Source organism: Vreelandella arctica (assembly GCF_037070215.1).
Classification (GTDB): Bacteria; Pseudomonadota; Gammaproteobacteria; order Pseudomonadales; family Halomonadaceae; genus Vreelandella; species Vreelandella arctica.
In genome coordinates this window covers 24,053-43,782 of record NZ_JBANSN010000033.1, presented here as the reverse complement: position 1 = coordinate 43,782, position 19,730 = coordinate 24,053, and the positions used below count along the sequence as shown (strand labels likewise).

Here is a 19,730-nt window from a genome sequence, read left to right as displayed (position 1 = left end):
CGGCGTGGCTGGTGAGGGTGCGGCGACTGGCGCGGAACTTTATGTTGGGCATGGCACTGTCTGGGTGAATGGCGATAATGGCTATATTGCCATGCAGGTCAGTGGGTTAGAAGTGCTTCCGAGGGCCGGTCTCACGGATTCAGGTATTCCTTACTGGATTTAAGCGGCTCCCAAAAAACTCAGAGCTGATACGAATTGGTTCTTTTAGCATTAGGGTAAAAAAGCTATTCCAAAAAGATATATATGTATCGCTTAAATTTTCTGGACATCCAGAAAGCTTTGTCTCTATTAATTTACTTCCAATGTTGGTGGAAGGGAGCTTTTATAACGATGCCAGACGTATTGGCACTCATTTCAATAATAACAAAGAGTTCTACATTAGCGATAATATCGAAAATATTGTTTATGCAGATAGAAAGTGGTTAAAGGTAATCAATGGAGATGAAACTATTATTATCTCCAAAATGGAGCTTGCTCGTGTTCTTTATTTTCATAATAAACATCTTGTAAGGGCAGCATTTAGACCTAATGGTTTACTCAGTATTGCTCGAATAGAAGAAACAGACGAGACTACCATTATTAATGTTGACTGGGTTGCTAAATATCCCGTTTCTCAACTTGAGAGCAAAAACAAAAGAGCACACTTTTCCTGGCTGTTGCTCGACGAAGACGTGAAAAGAAGCTTTGGGTCTATATATGAAGCCTGGATAAGTAAAAACACCCTTCAATGGATGTTTGATTTTTCACCACCAAATATGAAAAATTGGAAATTAAAAGTTCTAGGGGAAATTGAACATGTTCCTAACTTAGGGCAGGTTTTTGTTGTAAGGGAAGCAGTGGGTGTTCAGAATCCTAAAAAATTCCATGATAAAGAAATTAAAGTTTTTCATCCGGATTTTAAAAACAAGAGTAGCAAGGGTTTGCATGACAATTTTTTAAGGCAGTTTTCTGAGCGTATGGATAATAACCCGGAAATGGCTTTAAATATCCCACCTTCAAAAACAAAAAGAGCATATACTATTAATGATAATACTTTTAGTTTTAGCTTAAACCCTGGTGTTTCGATTAGTAAAAGTACCGATAAGACGTCTAAGAAACCATCGGCTAAGCCAGCTGAAGATGCTGAGGTCATTAATGATAAAGTGAGTGCCGGCAACAGCCTTGATCACGGTGATGCTCGTGAGCTAGAAAATAATACCAACGTTAATGACTTTCAAGGAAAGCCCGAGCCGGATGAGAAGAGTAAACTTGTTGAGATAAAGCCGACAGAAAAGTTTTTCATCTTTGAAGAAGTTATTAAAGACCTTAAGAAAAAATATTCTTACACAGTAGAAACTATGAAATGTTACAATTTAAATAACTCTTCAAACAATGAAAAAAAATTAGATACAATAAATGATGAACCTATCAGATGCCATATAGCAGTGGTGAAATATAAAGGTATTTATTTTACTATTGTAGATGTCGACACTGAAATAATAATTAAAAAACACTTTTTAAGTAATTTGTTAATTTCTTTTAGTGGAGACAGTGATGCCAGTTTGACGGATATATTAGAAGGTTGCTTCAAAAATGGTGTCAAGTGGGATAAGGCTATAATTAAACAGCATGCGGCTACATTTAGACTGAATCGACATCCAAATAAATATTATGGCGGTGACCCTGTTCCAGCAAAAGTTTACCACGCTTCCTGGGTAGCTAGTCTCGACCGTCGAATTCAGGATATGATGCCGCAGTTACAGACCTATGAAGATCAAGTTCAACAGGGTGAACAGACTGAGCTTTGATTAGGCCATCTTCTTATTGGAGATGGCGAGGAAGTGTAGTGTTGAGAGCTGTTGCAACATGATATGCGGATCCATTTATGGGCATAGTTAATAAAATTATCAAACTTTATTATCTTCTATTTTCACGTCTATGTCCTGGTGGGCTTAAAAAAATATCAAACTTTACGGCCAGGCTGATCAATTTTTGAGCGAAATTAGCCCTTTTTTTATCAAACTTTATTCGCTTCCGACACTTAGTTAAACTAATAAAAACGCTTTACAAGATGCGGCAATACGCCGCATCTTATGCGCAACCGTTGCGTTGCAGCATGTCGTTAGGGTGCTTATTATCGTGGCGGTCTTTCCCCCCTCCTGATTGGATAATATCGCCATGAAACCACCAAACGTCCTCGCAACTCGGCATTATGCTAGCCGGGTCGCTTGGTTGTTGCTCGCCTGCTCGCTTTTTATCTTTCCTTCTCTCTCTTATGCCGCCGCTGGGCCTCTTGATCTTACCCTTACGCTAACCGGTATCTCTTCTGTCGTGATCTTCGTGCTCGCCTATGCGTTGGTGATGAGTGAAGAGTTACTGCATATGCGCAAGTCCAAGCCGGTACTGGTCGCGGCTGGCCTTATTTGGGCGCTGGTCGCCTGGGTTTACGTACAAGCGGGGATGCCGGAAGAGGCAGAAGCCGCTTTCCGTGAAACGCTGCTTGAATACGCTGAGCTGCTGCTGTTCCTGCTGGTGGCGATGACTTATATCAACGCTATGGAAGAGCGCCGCGTGTTTGACGCGCTACGTTCCTGGCTGGTGCGCAAAGGTTTCAGCTATCGCAGCCTGTTCTGGATTACCGGGGTCATGGCATTCGGTATTTCGGCGATCGCCAACAATATGACTACCGCCATGCTGATGTGCGCTGTAGTTCTTAAAGTAGCCGAAGGCGATAAGAAGTTTATCGGCCTTTGCTGCGTCAACGTGGTGGTCGCTTCCAATGCGGGCGGCGCCTTCAGCCCGTTTGGCGATATCACTACGCTGATGGTATGGCAGGCGGGCCAAGTGCCGTTTGCCGGCTTCTTTGCGCTGCTGGTTCCGGCGATCATTAATTTCATGGTGCCTGCGGTGATCATGAATTTCTTCATCGTCAATCGTCAGCCTGCCTCGCTGAAAGAGAACGTGTGGCTTAAGCGCGGCGCACGGCGGATTATCGTGTTGTTTTTGATCACCGTGGCAATCTCGGTGCTGTGCCATTCGATCCTCTACTTACCGCCTGCGATGGGCATGATGTTTGGTTTAGGCCTTCTGCAGTTCTTCGGTTATTACCTGCGCCGCAGCCTGCCGCGCTCGCTTGAACGCAAGCGGGAGCGTTACTCGCGCCGGGGCGATTGGAAGAAGCTGGAACAGCTGGGTAGTGTGGTGCCGTTTGATATTTTCAGCCGTATTGCGCGTTCCGAGTGGGACACGCTGCTGTTCTTCTACGGGGTGGTGATGTGCGTGGGTGGCCTAGGCTTTATGGGTTACCTCAGCCTGCTTTCCGAAACGCTTTACGGTAGTTGGAACCCGGTGTGGGCTAACGTGGTGCTGGGGCTTATTTCGGCCGTTGTGGATAACATTCCGGTCATGTTCGCGGTGCTTTCCATGGCCCCGGATATGTCTGAGGGCAACTGGTTGTTGATTACGCTAACCGCTGGCGTGGGCGGCAGCTTGCTTTCGATGGGCTCTGCTGCGGGCGTTGCTTTGATGGGTCAGGCACGCGGTATTTATACCTTTGCCGTTCACCTACGCTGGGTGCCAGCCATTTTGTTAGGCTATGTTGCCAGCATCGCGGCGCATTTATGGATTAACGCCGCGTTGTTTTAAGCGCTATATAGCAAACTAAAACGCCCCGCATTGTTTATTCAATGCGGGGCGTTTCGTTAGCGGGCGTCAATAATGTCGTTAAACGCCAATCCTTATAAGTCGTGGCCCGTAATGACATGGCAAATGTCGGCAAAGCTTTTGGCCATTGGCACCGGGTTGATATCTTTACCCACCGCGCTCTGTATATCGCTTGCGGAGATAATGCCGCGAATTCTGAGTTCTTGGCTATCGTTGTACTCAGTGATCAAGAGATGTTGGTCGGTAAAGCTTTCCATCGATAGCACAAGGTCTTCAATCGTCAGTGACCCCAGCTGAGAAATAGGCATGGCGCTTAGCTTGTGCCACGGGGTCATAATCATTTCAGCGGTGACTTCTTCGCGGCTGAGGTTACGCTGTTGCATCGCAATATTAATACGGCGTGTACCAATCACCTCTTTGGAAGTAATAACGCCAATACAGTGTGCCTGCTGATCCATGACGAACAGCAACCGCACGCCGCCGTGACGCATCTTAAGGTGAGCGTCGTCTATCGGCGTATCGGCTTTAACGGATTGAGGCACTACCTGAGAAAAATCGGTAAGCACGGTCATCGCTGGGCTGGTGGGTGATAAACGCTTCGCCGCTGGCATGGCCAGTAGGGGAGCCGAGCTTAATTGGGTTAAGGGTTTAGGTGAAAAGGTTACTTGGTTCATCGGGGGGCCTTCTTGTGGAGTAAAAGTGAGCCGTGGCTATCTGGCTCACCGTGTTACACCACAGTTGCACGCAATTCTTACCACAACCTTAAGAGATGCATAAAACTCAGCTTAGGAAGCAAAGAAAATATTACGTCTCTTGTGGGCGCTGTAGAGCAATACGTACGCGCAACCCCCCGCTGGGCGCATCCTCAAGCTGAAGGGTACCGCCATGTCGTTTGACTAGCCGTTCGACGATAGAAAGGCCTAACCCAGACCCTGCGCTGGGACCTGCACGTTGAAAACGCTCCACCACTTTTTTGCGTTCATTGATCGGTATGCCGGGGCCCTCATCATCCACCATTAATTGAAAACCTCGTGGCGTTGCCGCCAGCGTGATAGTGATCGTACTTTGAATAGGCGAATGCTGAATCGCATTACCCACCAGGTTCTGTACCAGGGTTTCAATCGCGCCCGGCTCTTCCAAGGTTAACCACTCCGCCTGCTCATCGGCATTGAGCAGCAGCTGCTGTTCGCGTTCTGCGGCCAGCGGCGAAAGCTTGGCCAGGGTCTCCCGCGCTTCACTGAGTAGGTTGGCCGGGCGATATTCAGGCTGCGACTCCTCCTCGGGCTCCAGGCGCGCCAACGTCAATAGCTGGGTAACCAGGCGCGTGGCTCGGGCAACCCCACCGCGCAGGTGGTTGAGCGCTTCCTGGCGATCTTCGAGGTTATCCGCAGCCAGGGCATTTTGGGCGTGCAAATCAAGTACCGCCAAAGGGGTGCGCAGCTCGTGAGCGGCATCGGCAATAAAACGTTTCTCGCGCACGCGCATGAGCCGAAGGCGTTCCAAAAGTCGGTTCAGCGCCCCCGAGATGGTGTCTAACTCCTGGGGCAGCGGGCTAAGCGTTAAGGACTGCAAATTATGCGGATCGCGATTGCGTATCTGCTCCGCCATACGCGATAGCGGCGCCAGCCCCCAGCCAATCGACCACCATAGCAGCGCGGTAAGTAGTGGCAGGCCAATCAGGTCGGGCAACAGCGTTCTAAGCGCCACCGCCCTGATCAGTTCGCCGCGCACGTCTTCGCGCTCGCTGACCACCACACGGCTTGCGGAGTCCGGCACATCCAGTACATACACCCGCCAATCGTGCTCGCCCACGGTTAGCGTTGAGTAGCCGATGGGCTGTTGGGCAAGGGGCGCTTCAGGGGCCGTGGCGGAGCGCAGCAGCAGTTGCTCATTTTCCCACAGCTGAAAGGCCAGTTTGCTTTCGTAGCGGTGGCCCGCAAAGCGCTTGTCGGACTGACGGGCGCGCTGCAAGGCGCTTTCCAGACTGTTTAGTAGCACATTGCGGTCAGCATCCGGCAGTGGTGCCTGTAACAACCCTTCCAGCAAGCGTGCATTCTGCGCCAGGCTGGCATCGTAAAGTTCTTCTATTTCATGGGCGGCATAACGGTAGCTGACAAAGCCGATTACCAGCATGCTTAGGCCAAATACCAGTAGCGCCAGTCCTAGGGTGCGTTGGCGAATAGACGTCATACGTCATCCTTTGGCTTATCCATCACATAGCCAATGCCGCGCACCGTGCGAATGACGTCGGTAAACAGCTTGCGGCGTAAATGGTGGATATGCACCTCAATGGCGTTACTCTCAACATCCTCGTCCCAGCCGTAGACCAGGCGGGTCAAGGTATCGCGGGTAAACACCCGGCCAGGGTGGCTCATAAACTCTTGCAGCAGCGTCAACTCACGCCTCGATAGGCTGACGTCTTGGCCTTGATAACTGACGTTCAAGGTGTGCGGATCCAGGCGGATGCCTCGACAGTTCAATATGCTGCTGATCTGGCCCTGGCTGCGGCGCAGCAAGGCGCGGAGTCGGGCTTTCAGCTCCGCCACTTCGAAAGGTTTCGTTAAATAGTCATCGGCGCCTGCATCCAGCCCCGCGATGCGGTCGTCTACTGCATCGCGGGCTGTCAGGACCAAAATAGGAACTTGGCTACCGTGGCGCCTGACAGCGTTCAGCACCGCCATTCCATCCATACGCGGCAGGCCCAAATCCAGTATCACCGCGTCAAACGGTTCTCCCTCTGTTAGCGCATTCAGCGCGGTAGCTCCGTCGCTAAGGTGATCCACCGTGTAGTGCTCGGGTTTTAACGCTAAACGGATACCCGAGGCTAAACTGGGGTCGTCCTCAACCAGCAAAATGCGCATAGGGATCCTTATTATTCGAGTTCTGACATTAACTGGCGAATGTCGTCACGGCGGCCATTATCCGCCAATTCACGCCCCGCCCGGGGTGGCGCTACTAGTGCATTTTCCAATGCCTGACGCGCTTCTGTATCACGACCCTGCTCATGTAAATAGTCGCCCCAGAAATAGAGACTGTCGATCCCTTCGGGGTTAATCGCAAGGGCTCTTTGCAAATGCCATTCGGCTTTTTGTTCATCGCCAAAGCCGAGTGGCCAGCCGGGAACCTGATAATAGAGCGCACCCAGGCTGGTATAGGCCGAACCATCCAGCGCCAGCGGGTTCAGTTCCAGCGCGGTTTCAAGCTCCTTTTTAGCCTGTTTTACCAGCCCCAACGCGCCCAGCCCACCACTGGCACTTGCTTCTGTCGAGCGGATAATACCGGCCCAGATATGCAGTTCGGCGGCGTCCGGGTAGCGTTTGACGAGCTGTTCAGCCTGGTCGCCCAAGCGGCTGAAGGCTGCCGCCTGTTCACCCGGCGGCAGCGTATAGTTAATTTCCGCCCAACGCTGCTGTAGTTCGGTAAGCGATGCGGCGACAGTCGCGCTGTCGACCTCGCTGGCAAACCCCTGAAGGCTTATCAAGCCAATGGCGCTAGCCAGTAGCGTGGTACGCAGCGTTTTGAAAGCTAGCATAATCATGAGGAAGACTCCTTGGTGGCAACGAACCGGCGAATGACGGGCAGTTGGCGTAACAGGGCCCGGTCAACAGCGCCTGGCCATAGCATATTCAAGCGGGTAAAGAAGCGTTCTGGCAGGCCAATTTGTAGTTCCTCACGCTGCTGTTCCACGGCATTGATAATGGCCAGGGCAACGGCGTCAGGAGAGTCGATGGTATTGCCCAGCGCCTCATTGAGTGCCTCGGTTTGTGGCGAGTTCATCGCGGTGCGGGTGGCCCGTGGGGCGATATACATCACCCGCACACGGGTATCGGCCAGCTCTCGGCGCAGCGCTTGGCTAAAACCGCGCAGGGCGAATTTGGTGGCGCAGTAAGTGACTTGGCCTGGGTAGCCCAGCCGCCCGAGCGTCGAACCAATGGTGATAATCGTCGCTCGGGGGCCAGCCATTAGCTGGGGAAGCAGCGCGCGGGTCAGTTGCAGGGTGGCGGTCAGATTAATCGCCACCAGCTGTTCGATATCGCTGTCACTGGCAGTATCAAAAAATCCCTGCTGATTACTGCCAGCGGCATTAATCAACATATTGCAGCTTGCCTCTTGCGCAGCGCTGACTAAGCGGCTGCGATCACTCGCGTTGGTTAGATCAGCGCTAACGGCGGTGATGTGCTTGGGAAAACGGTCGACTAACGAAGCCAGCGCGTTTTGTTGGCGACCACTTACCAGTAGGTGCGCGCCCCGCTGCGCCAGCGCTTCGGCCAGGGCCATACCAATACCGCCGCTGGCGCCGGTGATTAAAATTCGCTGGCCCGGCCATCCGCCGGGCAGCCTGTTTTTTCTAGGCCAAGCCAGGCTAGGCAAGCGCATGACTAAGTTCCTCCACCGCGCGACCACCCTGACAGCGGGCTTCGATGCCTCTAAACATCGCCCCGTACAGGCGGTAGAACATATTGGCGCTATCAATCACCACGGCCAGATCGTCGGCACCTAGCTGATTGATCTGCTCTTCAAAAAAGGCCAAGTGACCAATATCCAGGCTGCCGTGGGAGGTGAGATAGCGCACGGCATTGTTGGGAAGCGAAAGGCTATCCTGTAAGCGTTCGGCGGCCTGGGTGGCAAGCGCGGTACTGGTACCTTCCAGCACCTGCACCATGCCGAAAAACGCCACCGGGTTGCCGTGTTCTACAGCGTCACGAATCCAGGCCACCATTAACCGAGTGGCGGGGTCTGGCAGGGCGGCAGCGGCGGCATCTGCATCCCCGCCCGCGGCGCGGATATCGTCCAGAATCCATTTTTCATGACCGTGCTCCTCTTCGATGTACTCCACCAGCGCCGTGCGTAACCAGTCGAGCCGGTCGGGCAGACGTGCGCCGCAGGCCATCATTAGTGGCACGGTGAAACGAACGTGATGATACGCCTGACCTAAAAAGGCGAGATACTCCTCTAGGGAAACATTGCCCGCCAGAGCGCGGGTCACGATGGGGGTGGTCAGCAACCAGTGACGAGCGTCTTGGGTAGCGTCTTGCAGCTGTTGGTAAGCGGTCATGGTGTTACTCCTTTGGGTGTATCGGTCACGACGGCCCTTAGCCAGTGGCCATAGGCGGCTAGCAGGGTGTCGCGGCGTAGGCGGCCGTTGGCCGTGAGTTGTTGGTTGTGGGGCGTAAAGGGGGCGGCGCGCTGCCACTCATGCACCTGGGCGTAATCGGGTAGCGTGCGATTGACTGCTTTGAGGGCAGCGTCTATTTGGGCATTGGTGGTATGGAGCGTAGCGGGCACGATCAGCGCGCGGTTAGCGGTCAGGGCCTCGCCATACACCATGGCTTGGGCAATGGCAGGCTGTGTGCAGAGCTCGCCCTCTACCCATTGCGGGTTGACGTTACGGCCATAGGCGGTAATAAAGACTTCCCGCTGGCGGCCATTGAGCACGATGGTGTCATCCTGCCATTGACCGGTATCCCCCGTGGCGTACCAGTCGCCGCAAGGCGCTTCGCCGATATAACCCAGCATCAAGGCGCCGCGAATATGCAGCTGGCCTTCGCGATCAATGCGGATCTGGGCGTGGCGCAGTGGGCTACCAACGCCGCAGCTTGGTTCTCCTGGGCGATTAAGACAGACCACCGAGGTGCCTTCGGATAAACCATAGCCTTCATAGACCGGCCATCCGCCACGCCGGGCCTGAGAGAGCAGTGTGTTGGCAACCTGCGCGCCGCCCACCGCCACAAAGCGCAGGCTATCGGGCGCCGTTGTGGACTCGCTGACCAACGCTTGAAGCAGTTGAGGCACCAAAATCATGCTGTTGGGTTGGTAGCGCTCAATGGCATCAAGGGCGAGCTGAGCGTTAAAACCGCTAGCCCCCTGCCAACCTAACGTGGCCATCCCCGGTAAAATGCTGCAGGCACCCAGCCATAGCGGTAAATAAAGCCCACCGATATTTTCGAGCAGCGTGGAGAGGGGCAACATGGCTAAGTGGCAGCGTATATCAAGCGGTGCCACAACTTCCGCCAGGCTTTCGGTAACGGTCAGCAGCGCCGCATTATCCAAACACACGCCCTTGGGGGTGCCGCTGGTGCCCGAGGTAAAGGTGATGCGCGTGGTGCCTGCGTGTAACGCAGGGAAATGATCAACCCGGCGCTGGGCAATGGCTGCGTCGTGGGTGGCTTGAAAACCGGAGGGCTCCCCGCCATGCCCAATCCAGCTATCCAGGCCCGCTTGCTGAACCACGTGGCGGCGCTGCTGTTCGCTGAAAAAACCGGGAATAGGCACGGCCACACACGCTTCGGCCATCAGGGCTAAATCCCATAGCGCCCACTCCAGCCCGTTATCCAGCGCTAGCGCAACACGTCGTGCGTTAACATCGCGTAAGCGCTGGCGTCGTTGGGCGACGTGGTGAATGACATCTGCATACGACAAAGTCTGTTCACCATCGCTAAGTGCGGTACGCTGTGGGGTTTGCTGGGCATGGTGGGCAAGCCGCGCCATTAGCGCATTAGGCAAGGCGAGCATGCAGTACCTCTTCACTATCTGTTTCTGTGGAGGCTGACTGAGCCTGGAGCGTGTGCATGGCGCTGCGAAGATCACCGGCCATCACCCAGGGGCGATGCTGGTAATAGCGCCCCCAGAGATGCGACTCTTCGCCTAGTCGATTAGGGTCGGCAGGGGTAATCGGTTGTGGTTCAAGCCCTAGGCGGCGCAGGCCGTTGGCGACTTCAGGCGTGGCCGTAAATAGCAGCCAAGCGATGCCTTCCGCCGCCAGTTGATGAGCGAGGTAGATAAACAGCTGCCGCTGTAAGCCAGGGCGCAGGCTGGCCAGATTGCCAATTTCGGCAATATCTCGACGGGCAAGTGACTGCTGAAACCCATGGTTAATAACCTGTTCGGCCTTGCCATCCAGGTAGCGCTCCAGAAAGAGTGGCCCGCTGCTGGCAAGGCGCAGCCCTACCGCCGCTTGCGGTTGCCCCGCCTGCCACAGCCCAAACAGGCGGGGCAGAAAATGCTGGATATAAGCACTGTGTTGCTGGGCGAAGCGTTGCTGAATCAGTTGCTGAAGCATCGCTTTTTCCTGCCAATTGAGGGCTTCGTGCCAATCCAGTGTTGCCAGCGCAGTGGGGAGTGAACGTAGGCGAGCCATCGGGTGATCTCCATCGTGTTTTCCGACACTCTGGGCGGGTTTACTTAACGAAAACTTAAGCAGGGATAAATATTTATCTCTGTGTTGACCGAGCAATGGAGAGGTAACGCATAGATGACCTCCTCGCAGGTAACGCCCCTTGAGACCGTGCAGTGTCCTCCCTCGCTACGTCGCGAGGCGCTGCTGCAGTTGGCGGCCGCTCATGATCCTGAGCAGCAAACCGCTCTGAGCGGGGCGGTAAAGACAACGTACGATCAGCCAGACGAACAGTGGGGCGGGTTATGGATAAGCCTTGACGCGGGACAGCTAAGGGGCGCTATCTGGGTGCAACCCTTGCCGATGAACATGGCCCAGCTGTGGTTACCCAAGGCCGAAGGCGCACATGCCCGCGCGCTGCTACATGCCGCCTATAGGTGGGTAAATAATCAGCCTATTCGCCTCTGCCATCTGACGCTTTCACCCCAGGCCGCTGAAACAGAAGCGCTGTTGCTAGAGCATGGCATGCAGCGCTTGGCCAACCTGGCGCATTTAACCGGTAGCAGTCACCGCCGTTTAGTAATGAAGGAAGCAAGGCCATTGTCACTGCAGCCATTTGGCGAGTTTTCGCAAACGCAACAGCTGGCCCTGTTGGCCGCCGTGGGGCACGATTCGCTGGATAGTCGCCCCTTGCGCGACGTACTCTCGGTGCAAGAGTTGTTGACCGGGTTCCATCAACAGGATCCCCAGGCGCCACAGCACTGGTACACCGTCAATTATCAAGATGCCGTGGCTGGTGTTTTGCTGCTGGCGCCACGCCCGTCGTTAGGCCGTTGGGAGCTTATGTTGATGGGGCTAGCGCCTGAATGGCGTGGGATTGGCTTGGGCCGCGCGCTATTGAATAGCGCTCTTGAGCTTGCCCAGCAGGCGGGTGTGCAAGAGGTGATGCTAGTGGTGGATGGCGTCAACCTGCCGGCCAAGCGGCTCTATCAAGAGGCTGGTTTTGTGCATTATGCACAGCAGCGTTTATTAGCGTGGAAAGGGGGTGGCGGAAGGAGTGAAGCACCTCAATAAGGCCTAAATAGCAGTCGTTGGTGGCATAGGCGCGCTTAGTAGCATTTTCTTGCGCTTTGCGTTGCCGTTATACTAGCCCCATACGCACGTCTTGGCGTCTCGTCGGTGCATCGTCGATTGTGGCGCTGCCGCGCACAGGGGTTAAGAACAAACGTTTGATGACAATACTCAAGAGGTGGTGAGAGTGAAAGCTAAGCTGATCATGAGCGGGCTGGTGGCCCTCGGCTTCATGGCGGGCACATCCAGTGTTTATGCCCAAGATGATGCCGCACGTGATGCGATTGCCGAGCGTTTAGCGCCGGTGGGTCAACTCTGTTTGCAAGGTCAAGACTGTGGAACCGCAGCCGCACCTGCAGGCGATAGCGCCAGCAGTGGCGGTGATATCGACGGTGAAGGTATTTACGGCAACGTGTGTAGCGCCTGCCACGAATCCGGCGCTGCGGGTGCACCCATCCGCGGTGATGAAGAGGCTTGGGCTGAACGTACCGAACAAGGTTTCGCCACGCTGTTAGATCACGCGATTAACGGTATTGGTGCCATGCCAGCGAAAGGCGGCAACGCTAGCCTCTCCGACGAAGAAGTCGAAGCAGCGGTTGCCTATATGGTTGAACCGGTAATGGAAGTACCAGAATTAGGCGGTGGTGATGACGCTGCTTCTGAAGAGGCAGCAACAGACGAGGGAGCGGCTGAAGAGACCGCCGCTGCTGAAGGTGATGCTGCGGCTGAAGAAGAGATGGCTGCTAACGACGACGCGGCGAGTGAAGAAGACGCTGCCGCATCCGAAGAAGCCAGTGGCGGTAGCGATTTAGACGGTGAAGCCCTCTACGCAAGCTCTGGCTGTGTGGCGTGCCACGATAATGGCGTTGCGGGTGCTCCCACCAAAGGCGACTCCGAAGCTTGGGCGGCGCGTTTAGAGAAAGGGGCTGATGAGCTTTACGCCAGCGCCATTAACGGCATTGGCGCTATGCCAGCCAAAGGCGGCAATCCCAACCTATCGGATGAAGAAGTGATGGCCGTTGTCGATTACTTAATGGCGGAAGCCCAGTAACGTTAAGCAGTAACGACAAACAGCAGCTTTATTCAGCTTGGTAACTTTATCCACAGGGCGTTTTAGTCACCGCCCTGTGGATTACTTTTATCTGCCTATCTTATCAATCACCCCAGCAGCGAGCGCAGCCCGGCAATGGCATCTTTACCCCGGGCCTGTTTTTTCTCTGGGTCTTCTTTATCTGCTCGGCCTTCCCACTCCAGGTCCTCGGCGGGCAGCTCTTCTAAAAAGCGGCTCGGCTGGCAGTCCATGAGTTCACCGTAGGCTTTACGCTGGCGGGCAAGCGTCAACGTCAGCGTACGCCGCGCCCGGGTAATACCCACATAGGCCAAACGACGCTCTTCCTCCACGGTGCCTACTTCAATGGCGTTGCGGTGGGGCAGCAGGTCTTCCTCTAGCCCCATCAAATAGACATGCGGGAACTCCAGCCCTTTGGAGGCGTGCATGGTAAGTAGCTGCACTCTATCCGAGTCATCCTCTTCCGCCTGCTGCTCCAGAATATCGCGCAGTACCAAGCGTGAAATAGCCGCTTGAACGCCGTCGGTTTCGGTATCGGTGGAATCGGTATTCTCTTCCGGGTCCCGGTTAAGCGACTTCTCTAGCTGGTCGATCAAAATCCACACGTTGGCCATGCGGCGCTCGGCCACGGTGGGCGCGCTGGCGTTTTGGTACAGCCAGGCTTCGTAATCCATATCCCGCAGCATGTCACGAATCGCGGCAATGGCATCGCCTTGATCCATGCGCTTACGCACGCCATCAATAAAGTGGGTAAAGCGGCTTAAGCGCTCTGTCGCTCGGGTCGGCAGTACTTGCTCCAACCCAAGCTCGTGGCAGGCGGCAAACAGCGATATCGAGCGCTCAGTGGCATAGTTGGCGAGTTTCTCTACCGTACCAGGGCCCACTTCACGGCGCGGTACGTTCACAATGCGCAAAAAGGCGTTGTCGTCCGCGGGGTTAATTAGCAGGCGCAGGTAAGCCATGGTGTCTTTGATCTCATTACGCGAGAAGAACGACGTACCACCGGAGAGCTTGTAAGGAATTTGGTAGTGCTGCAGCTTAAGCTCTAATAATCGTGCCTGGAAATTACCGCGATAAAGCACCGCAAAGTCCCGCCACTCGGCTTTTTCTTTAATGCGCCGGGTGAGCATTTCGCTGGCGACCCGCTCAGACTCCGCCTCTTCATGGCGATTCACGATCACCCGAATGGGCGCGCCGTCGCCCATATCAGACCACAGCGTCTTCTCATAAACGTGGGGGTTATTGGCGATCAGCGTATTGGCGGCGCGCAGTATCGTGGCGGTAGAGCGGTAGTTCTGCTCCAGCTTGATGACTTTCAGGCGCGGGAAATCCTCACCCAGGGTAATCAAGTTTTCAGGCCGTGCACCGCGCCAGGCGTAAATCGACTGATCATCGTCACCCACCACGGTAAAGGTGGAGCGCTCGGCCATGAGCAGTTTCACCAGCAGGTACTGGGAGACGTTGGTGTCCTGATACTCATCCACCAACATGTAGTGGATTTTGCGCCGCCAGCGCTCCAGCGCTTCAGGATCACGTTGCAGTAGTACCACCGGCAGCAGAATCAGGTCGTCAAAATCCACCGCGTTGTAAGCTTTCAGGTGGCGTACATAGGCTTCATACACCCGGGCGGCAAAGTGCTCATCGTCGTCGGCAGCAAACGAGAGGGCATCGCTGGGCAGTACCAAGTCGTTCTTCCAAGTGGAAATTTTGCTCTGCACGGCGTTGATCTGCTCGGCGTCCACTTGGGCATCTTTGTTCATCAAATCGCGTAGCAGCGCCTTGGCATCTTCCGGGTCAAACAACGAAAAACCGGGCTTGTAGCCGAGGGTTTTAAGCTCGCCGCGGATAATATTCAGCCCCAGGGTGTGAAAGGTGGAGACCGTGAGCCCATGGCCCTCTTTGCCGTGCAACATCTGGCCGACGCGCTCTTTCATCTCCCGGGCGGCTTTATTGGTGAAGGTCACCGCCGCGATTTTGCGCGCACTCATCCCGCACTCTTGCACCAAATAGGCAATTTTAGTGGTGATAACGCTGGTTTTACCGGACCCTGCGCCCGCCAACACCAAACAGGGGCCATCGATGTAGCGCACGGCTTCCTGCTGGCGCGGGTTGAGCCCTTTAATGCGACTTAGAATGCTCTTGGGCGTGGCAGGCGTCATGGCGTCGGTCATCCTCTACGAGAGTTGCTAGTCGGTTTCAAGTACGGTTTCAAGTACAATCAGCCGCTTGGCGAAGGCATAATAAACAGGCAGGTGGAGATGTTTGAAGTAGCGCTTTTTGAACCGCGCATGGCGCCCAATACGGGCAATATCATGCGCTTGGTTGCCAACAATGGCTGCCGGTTACACCTGATTGAGCCGCTTGGCTTCGACCTGGAAGAGAAAAAGCTGCGTCGCGCCGGGCTGGATTACCGTGATCTCGACAACGTCACTCGCCATGCGGATTTTAACGCCTTTCAGCAGGCCATGCAGGGGCGGCGCATCTGGGCGATTACCACCAAAGGCACGCGCACCTACAGCGATGCCGACTTTGCCCCGGGCGATGTGCTGCTATTTGGTTCTGAAACCGCTGGGCTTTCGGCCCAGGTACACGAAGCGCTAACCGCTGAGCACAAACTGCGCCTGCCTATGCAGCCCAACAACCGTAGCCTGAACCTCTCCAACGCCGTGGCTATTGTGAGCTACGAAGCGTGGCGCCAGCAAGGTTTCACTGGCGCGCTACCGGTCTAATCAGCGCGTAATCCCATAGCGGTCACGATAGGCCCTGATCGCTTCGGCGTAGGCGAGCATTTCGCCTCCAGCATGCTCTTCCAAGTAAGTGAGCACTTGCTCAAGAGTAACGATGCTGACCACCGGCATACCGTATTGAGCCTGTACTTCCTGAATCGCACTCTGTTCGCCCTGGCCGCGTTCCTGACGATCAAGCGCAATGATCACTCCAGCGGCGTGGGCATCGCTCTGCTCAATCAACGTCATCACTTCGCGAATCGCGGTGCCCGCGGTAATCACGTCATCAATAATTAAAATATCGCCGGAAAGCTCGGCACCCACGATATTGCCACCTTCACCGTGGGTTTTAGCCTCTTTGCGGTTGAAGGCGTAGGGCATATCAATATCATGATGGTCGGCCAGTGCCGCCGCTGTAACCGCTGCCAGCGGAATGCCCTTGTAAGCGGGGCCAAACAGCACATCGGCATTGATGCCGCTATCGACAATTGCTTGAGCGTAAAAACGCCCCAGCTTGGCCAACGCGCGCCCGGTCTGAAAAAGCCCGGCGTTAAAAAAGTAAGGACTGACACGGCCAGATTTAAGCGTAAACTCGCCAAACTTAAGCACGCCTTGCTCAATGGCAAAGGCAATGAAATCGCGCTGGTAGGGTTGTAGAGTGGTAGCCACGGCGTTCCTCACTAGGCGGTAGGTTTAAATCGGCACGAAAGCAACAATAAAAGTAGGGTAAATGGCAAGTTTTAGTCGCTGCCTTTACCCAAACGTCTAAACGTCGGGTATCATACAGCAGCGACGCAAAAGGGACGATTTATGAAAATTGCCAGCATCAATGTCAATGGTATTCGTGATGCCGTCGATCGTGGCTTCCTGGACTGGCTGGCTCAGCAGGATGTCGACGTAGTCTGCGTGCAGAACATCAAGGCAAAAAGTTTTGAACTGGGTGACCACATTCTGTATCCGGAAGGCTATGAAGGCTACTTCCTGGATGCCGAAGAGGATGGTTTCTCCGGTGTGGCACTCTATTGCCGCAAAATCCCCAAGGCGATTATGTATGGCCTAGGGTTTCCTCAGTGTGATCATGAAGGACGTTTTCTGCAGGCGGATTATGAACGCTTCAGTATTGTCTCTTTCCTGATGCCTGATGGAAGTGACCAAAAAGCCAAACAGGCGTTTATGGAGCAGTACCAGGAGTACCTGACGAAGATGTCTCGCAAACGTCGCGAATACATCCTCTGCGGCACTTGGCATGTTGCCCACAAAACCGTCGACTTGGCTAACTGGTCGGACAATCAACTGACCTCAGGCTTCCGCCCGGAAGAGCGCGCCTGGATGGATCAGGTGCTTGGCCCCACTGGGTTTATCGACACCTTCCGCGAAATTAACCGCGATGCAGGCGAGTACACCTGGTGGCCGAAGCTTGACCAAGACGTGCCCCGTGAACGCCAGGAAGGCTGGCGGATCGACTATCAATTAGTCGGCCCCAACTTCCGTCGCCACGTGGTCGACGCGTGGATTGATTACGATGCGACCTTCTCCGAGTTCGCACCGCTGATCATTGAGTACGACCTAGCGCTCTAAGCGCTAGGCAACGAACTTTTCCCGCGTCGCAGTCAGTAGGTAATAAGTGGTAATAAGCAACAAGCCGACCCTTGGGTCGGCTTGTTGCATTGTGGCGGGCGTTAATTTTTAGCCACGAATACCCAGCGCTTCGCGCTGATGGTCGCGCAGCGCATCGCCTGCCTTCTCGGCCAAATCAAGCATGCCGTTTAGCTCGGCGCGGTTGAATGCACCTGCTTCGGCGGTGCCCTGCACTTCGATTAACTCGCCGGTTTCGGTCATCACCACGTTTAGATCGGTATCGGCTTTGCTGTCTTCCGGGTAATCCAGATCCAGCACCGGCACGCCTTTATAAATACCCACGGAAATAGCACTGACCAACTGCTTGAAAGGGTCGGCTTTGATCTTTTTCTCGCGCTGTAGATAACGGATCGCATCGATCAGCGCCACGCAGCCACCGGTAATCGCTGCGGTGCGGGTACCGCCATCGGCCTGGATCACATCGCAATCCACGGTAATGGTGAACTCACCCAGCTTCTTTAAATTGACCGCGGCACGCAGGCTGCGGCCAATCAAACGCTGAATTTCCAGCGTGCGGCCGCCTTGCTTGCCGCGGGTCGCTTCACGGCCACTACGGGTGTGGGTCGCGCGGGGTAGCATGCCGTACTCAGCGGTGACCCAGCCCTGATTTTTGCCGCGCAGCCAGCGCGGCACACCGGCTTCTACGCTGGCATTACACAGCACTTTGGTATCGCCAAACTCCACCAGCACAGAGCCTTCCGCATGACGGGTGTAATCGCGGGTCAGGCGAATATCACGGAGCTGGTCGGCTTCGCGACCGCTGGGACGCACAACATCAGGACGCTTAGCGCTGCTCACAAATAGTACCTCTCAATAAACGCGTAACTAGTAAAAGCCCTCCATTGTACACGTCTGGGAGTGCGCTGATGGGCTAACGTCCAGCTCGCGCAATGAAGTCTATTGGTGACGTTAGTCGAGACGCCCTTCGTAAAGCTTTTTGAAAGCGGCATAGCGCGTCGTGTGCAGTGTTTGCATTGCTAATTCGGGTTCTAATATTTGCTCGCCTGGGGCGAGGCCATTGGCAACGCTGAGTACCTCACCATTGGCCTTGGCAGCCAAGGCCGCTACGGCTGCCCCAAGCAGTACGGGTTCAGGTGCATCGGATAGGATAACGCGGCATCCGGTACCGTCGGCATAGAGCTTGCGTAGCAGCGCCGAGCGGCCATGACCACCGCTTAAGTGCAGCGTATCAATGGCGTAACCATGTGCGTTAAGTCGCTCGATAATCGCACGTGTGCCGTACACCAGCGCGGTGGCGGCCGCCCAGTAGACCTTAATAAAGCTCTCTCGTGGCGTATCTAGCGTGAGCCCGGTGATCACGCCGCGAATTTCCGGGTCTGCTAGCGGTGAGCGGTTACCGATGAAATCGGGGCAGACGTGGGTATGCGGTGCAGGGTCGCCGTTTTCCAGTCGTTCAAGCAGCACCTCAGAGAGCTTGCCGTGAACATCGTCGCCAAATTCGCTGCCCGCGGCGAACATCGCCACTAAGTGATCCAGCAGCGCCCCGGTAATACTCTGCCCGCCTTCGTTGGCAACAAAACCGTCGCATAGCGCACCTGGATAGGGGCCCCAAACGCCGGGTACTTCTTGCCGAAGGGGTTGTGCCCCGATATGGCAGGTAGAAGTGCCGCCAATCACCGCAAGGCGTTTCTCGGGAGCATCAGCCAGACTTCTGCCTAGCGTGCCAAGTGCACCCGCATAGGCATCAATCATGCCCACGGCAAAGGTACACCGAGTCGTCAGTCCCAAGTCATCGGCGGCTTCTTCGGTCAACTGCCCAAGCGCTACGCCTATCGGAAGGGCTTGGTCGGGCAGGCGGGCGCGCTCGAGCACATCCTGCATACCGATTTGACCTAGAAAATCGTGATCCCAGCCATGCCCAGGCCGAGGATCAAACGTCCACTTGCAGGCGAGCATGCAGACCGAACGCTCAAAGGAACCCGTGCATTTAAAGCCCAGCCAGTCGCCAAGATCACCCGCATAGCCAATCTGGGCATAAAGCTCTGGGCGGTGACGCTTTAGCCACATCAGTTTGGGCATCTGCATCTCGGGCGACATGACACCACCCAAGTTGGCCATTGGTGCCGCATCGGTGGCTGTGCACTCAGCGGCTTCTGCGGTGGCACGGTGATCCATCCAGACAATGATATTCCATGCTTCATCACCGGGTGATAGCTTAAGCGGCTGATCTTGCTGATTTAACAGAACGAGCGAGCAGGTGGCGCTTACCGACATGCTGGTGATGGATTCGGGAGCTACACCGGCAGCCTGCCGGGCTCGCTGGGTCGCGCTGCATACCGCGCGCCAGATATCCGTGGAGCTTTGCTCCACGTGATGCTCGGCAGGACGATGCATCGCAATCGGGGTTTTCGCTTCGGCCAGCATTACGCCATCTAGCGTGAAAATGCCCGCCCGAGCGCTGCCAGTGCCGATATCAATGCCTAGAACATGTTCTTGATGACTCATGGAA

18 protein-coding genes are annotated in these 19,730 nt (G+C 55.0%); 6 read left to right on the top strand and 12 right to left on the bottom strand.

Annotation, left to right across the window (positions count from 1 at the left end; genetic code table 11):
* The first annotated feature begins 302 nt into the window (after positions 1–302).
* Complete coding sequence (locus V8L70_RS19610) at positions 303–1,787, top strand: Tn7-like element transposition protein TnsE (RefSeq protein WP_336270412.1); 1,485 nt, start codon at positions 303–305, stop codon at positions 1,785–1,787.
* A gap of 370 nt (positions 1,788–2,157) precedes the next feature.
* A complete protein-coding gene (gene nhaD, locus V8L70_RS19605; protein ID WP_101145489.1) occupies positions 2,158–3,624 on the top strand; it encodes a sodium:proton antiporter NhaD in 1,467 nt (488 codons plus the stop codon).
* A 92-nt stretch (positions 3,625–3,716) separates the two neighbouring features.
* On the opposite strand, the gene V8L70_RS19600 is transcribed toward nhaD, so the two are convergent.
* The 8 genes from V8L70_RS19600 to V8L70_RS19565 form a co-directional block, all read right to left on the bottom strand.
* Entirely contained in the window at positions 3,717–4,316 is a 600-nt protein-coding gene (locus V8L70_RS19600; protein ID WP_101145488.1) for a CBS domain-containing protein, read from the bottom strand.
* Positions 4,317–4,446: 130 nt separating this feature from the next.
* Positions 4,447–5,832 (bottom strand): ATP-binding protein, encoded by a 1,386-nt coding sequence (locus V8L70_RS19595; protein WP_101145487.1) that lies wholly within the window; start codon positions 5,830–5,832, stop codon positions 4,447–4,449.
* A complete protein-coding gene (locus tag V8L70_RS19590; RefSeq protein WP_101145486.1) occupies positions 5,829–6,503 on the bottom strand; it encodes a response regulator transcription factor in 675 nt (224 codons plus the stop codon). The genes V8L70_RS19595 and V8L70_RS19590 overlap by 4 nt, the downstream gene beginning before the upstream one ends.
* Before the next feature lie 11 nt (positions 6,504–6,514).
* Entirely contained in the window at positions 6,515–7,180 is a 666-nt protein-coding gene (locus tag V8L70_RS19585; protein WP_101145485.1) for a tetratricopeptide repeat protein, read from the bottom strand.
* A complete protein-coding gene (locus V8L70_RS19580; protein WP_101145484.1) occupies positions 7,177–8,019 on the bottom strand; it encodes an SDR family oxidoreductase in 843 nt (280 codons plus the stop codon). Before V8L70_RS19580 ends, V8L70_RS19585 begins: the two co-directional genes overlap by 4 nt.
* On the bottom strand, positions 8,006–8,698 hold the full coding sequence (locus V8L70_RS19575; RefSeq protein ID WP_101145483.1) for an iron-containing redox enzyme family protein: 693 nt from the start codon (positions 8,696–8,698) through the stop codon (positions 8,006–8,008). Before V8L70_RS19575 ends, V8L70_RS19580 begins: the two co-directional genes overlap by 14 nt.
* Entirely contained in the window at positions 8,695–10,155 is a 1,461-nt protein-coding gene (locus V8L70_RS19570; protein ID WP_101145482.1) for an AMP-binding protein, read from the bottom strand. Before V8L70_RS19570 ends, V8L70_RS19575 begins: the two co-directional genes overlap by 4 nt.
* Positions 10,139–10,780 (bottom strand): thermostable hemolysin, encoded by a 642-nt coding sequence (locus V8L70_RS19565; protein ID WP_101145481.1) that lies wholly within the window; start codon positions 10,778–10,780, stop codon positions 10,139–10,141. Before V8L70_RS19565 ends, V8L70_RS19570 begins: the two co-directional genes overlap by 17 nt.
* A gap of 114 nt (positions 10,781–10,894) precedes the next feature.
* Here V8L70_RS19565 and V8L70_RS19560 point away from each other — a divergent pair, with 114 nt between their 5' ends.
* Complete coding sequence (locus tag V8L70_RS19560) at positions 10,895–11,830, top strand: GNAT family N-acetyltransferase (protein ID WP_101145480.1); 936 nt, start codon at positions 10,895–10,897, stop codon at positions 11,828–11,830.
* A gap of 184 nt (positions 11,831–12,014) precedes the next feature.
* On the top strand, positions 12,015–12,878 hold the full coding sequence (locus V8L70_RS19555) for a c-type cytochrome (protein ID WP_101145479.1): 864 nt from the start codon (positions 12,015–12,017) through the stop codon (positions 12,876–12,878).
* A 107-nt stretch (positions 12,879–12,985) separates the two neighbouring features.
* On the opposite strand, the gene rep is transcribed toward V8L70_RS19555, so the two are convergent.
* Entirely contained in the window at positions 12,986–15,055 is a 2,070-nt protein-coding gene (gene rep, locus V8L70_RS19550; RefSeq protein ID WP_101145478.1) for a DNA helicase Rep, read from the bottom strand.
* A 99-nt stretch (positions 15,056–15,154) separates the two neighbouring features.
* On the opposite strand from rep, the gene V8L70_RS19545 reads away from it, so the two are divergent.
* Complete coding sequence (locus V8L70_RS19545) at positions 15,155–15,625, top strand: tRNA (cytidine(34)-2'-O)-methyltransferase (protein WP_008959051.1); 471 nt, start codon at positions 15,155–15,157, stop codon at positions 15,623–15,625.
* On the opposite strand, the gene pyrE is transcribed toward V8L70_RS19545, so the two are convergent.
* Entirely contained in the window at positions 15,626–16,291 is a 666-nt protein-coding gene (gene pyrE / locus V8L70_RS19540) for an orotate phosphoribosyltransferase (protein ID WP_101145477.1), read from the bottom strand.
* A 141-nt stretch (positions 16,292–16,432) separates the two neighbouring features.
* Between pyrE and V8L70_RS19535 the strand changes: the two genes are divergently transcribed.
* Positions 16,433–17,200: an exodeoxyribonuclease III gene (locus V8L70_RS19535; RefSeq protein WP_008959049.1), complete on the top strand. Its 768-nt coding sequence runs from the start codon at positions 16,433–16,435 to the stop codon at positions 17,198–17,200.
* A gap of 108 nt (positions 17,201–17,308) precedes the next feature.
* Here the strand turns inward: V8L70_RS19535 and rph are convergent, their stop codons facing one another.
* Both rph and V8L70_RS19525 read right to left on the bottom strand, forming a co-directional pair.
* Positions 17,309–18,031 (bottom strand): ribonuclease PH, encoded by a 723-nt coding sequence (gene rph / locus V8L70_RS19530; protein WP_008959048.1) that lies wholly within the window; start codon positions 18,029–18,031, stop codon positions 17,309–17,311.
* 138 nt (positions 18,032–18,169) lie between these two features.
* Entirely contained in the window at positions 18,170–19,726 is a 1,557-nt protein-coding gene (locus V8L70_RS19525) for an FGGY family pentulose kinase (protein ID WP_101145476.1), read from the bottom strand.
* Between the last annotated feature and the right edge of the window lie 4 nt (positions 19,727–19,730).